This is a genomic window from Campylobacter sp. BCW_6467 (genome assembly GCF_001762855.1).
Classification (GTDB): Bacteria; Campylobacterota; Campylobacteria; order Campylobacterales; family Campylobacteraceae; genus Campylobacter_D; species Campylobacter_D jejuni.
The window spans coordinates 1-1,459 of record NZ_MJXP01000014.1 but is presented as its reverse complement, the minus strand read 5'-3'; the positions used below and the strand labels follow the sequence as shown (position 1 = coordinate 1,459).

Below are 1,459 nucleotides of genomic sequence, written 5' to 3'. Positions count from 1 at the left end.
TAGTTGTTCATCTTTAGCATAAAGAAGCTTTTCTTCTAAAGAGCAATCAAAATTTAAAGGAAAGGGTTTTAGGGTATTTTTACTTAGAAATTTTTCCCAAAGTATAGAATTTTTTTAAAAACTTTTAATTGTAAGGTTAACTTTTTCATTTTCAGCTAGTTGTAAGACCTTTTTAAAGAGTTCTATAAAATCATTACCATCGCTTGTTATAAAATAATTCGATAGATTTGTAATGTCGCTACTAATATTATCGCCCCAAGGTGGCATAAGAGATAAATTTTCAATATCCCAAATTATTTGTTTTGGAGTAAAATTCTTAAATTCTTTTTGTATATTCTCTAGTTCATTTAACGCCAAAGAAGCTTGTGAAAAATTTAATTCACCTTGATATACTTCATTCATTAAGATAGGGAATCTGCTCCCCCAGTTTCCTTTTTCAAGATGATAAGCCACATTGCTAAAAAATGCATGTAAAAAATCACCATTGCCTATTTCATACCAAAGATCATTTATATTAAAACCCACCATTGATTTTCCTAAATTTACTTAGTTTTAAATTGAATAAGTATATCACAATTTAATTTAATGCGAATTTTTTGTTTTATTTTTTCTTGTATTTCTTTAGATATATTTTGTCCTCTAGAATCTATAATAAAGATTTGTTCAGTTTTTGGTGGCAAATGTTGCAATCTTTGTTGATATTGTTTGGTAATAATATTAACTAAATTGTTTGCACTGGATGTTTTATCAAGATTATAGTTTTTAATTTCAATGCTAGAACCATTTTTGTATAAGTCTGGACGAACAGAATGTTTCGTTCCGTATGGAACTTCCTTGCTATTAAGAAAAGATTTCTGTTTTTCATAATCATGGTATAATTTTGATATATCTTCTTCAGATTCTCGCCAATGAGGTTTTTTAGGTATATTTGATATAGATATTTGTTTTATTTTGCTATCGTTTTTATTTTCATTTTCCAAATATAAAAGCATTTTTGCTTTTTCTTTACTTCTTTGTGCCGCTCCTAATTTACCTCCTATCCCTTCCCATCTTATCCTATCAAATTTAATCTTAGCAAGAGGACTAGCTTGTATTTTAGCTAAAGCAAATTTAATCTTATTCTTTTTAGGTATAGCAAATATAGGATAACCTTTTATACTCATTCCTATCAAACCCATTTGTAATACAGAATGTTTATTATTAACTTTATGATCTGAATAAGTATAAGCAAATACTAAAGCTACTTTAGTACAAGGTCCTCCTAGTATAAGTGGATTTAAACATCCACTTATACTAGCTCGTTGTATTTCATTATTAAGCATAATAGGAACATTGTCTGATTTTATTCTTTTAGCTTTTTTTGCTTTTAACTTAACTCTACCTCCATGTAAGCATACTAAAGTATTATCTTCTAATATAGGATGCATACAAGAAGTATCAGAACTTATATTAATATCTT

At 27.4% G+C, this 1,459-nt stretch carries 1 protein-coding gene and 1 pseudogene; both read right to left on the bottom strand.

The genetic code is table 11. The features are described from left to right. Window positions 1-114: 114 nt before the first annotated feature. Entirely contained in the window at window positions 115-528 is a 414-nt protein-coding gene (locus AJ888_RS01440; RefSeq protein WP_002779727.1) for an immunity 70 family protein, read from the bottom strand. A 14-nt stretch (window positions 529-542) separates the two neighbouring features. Next, window positions 543-1,459 (bottom strand): annotated as a pseudogene (locus AJ888_RS09125) (hypothetical protein); the annotation flags it as partial.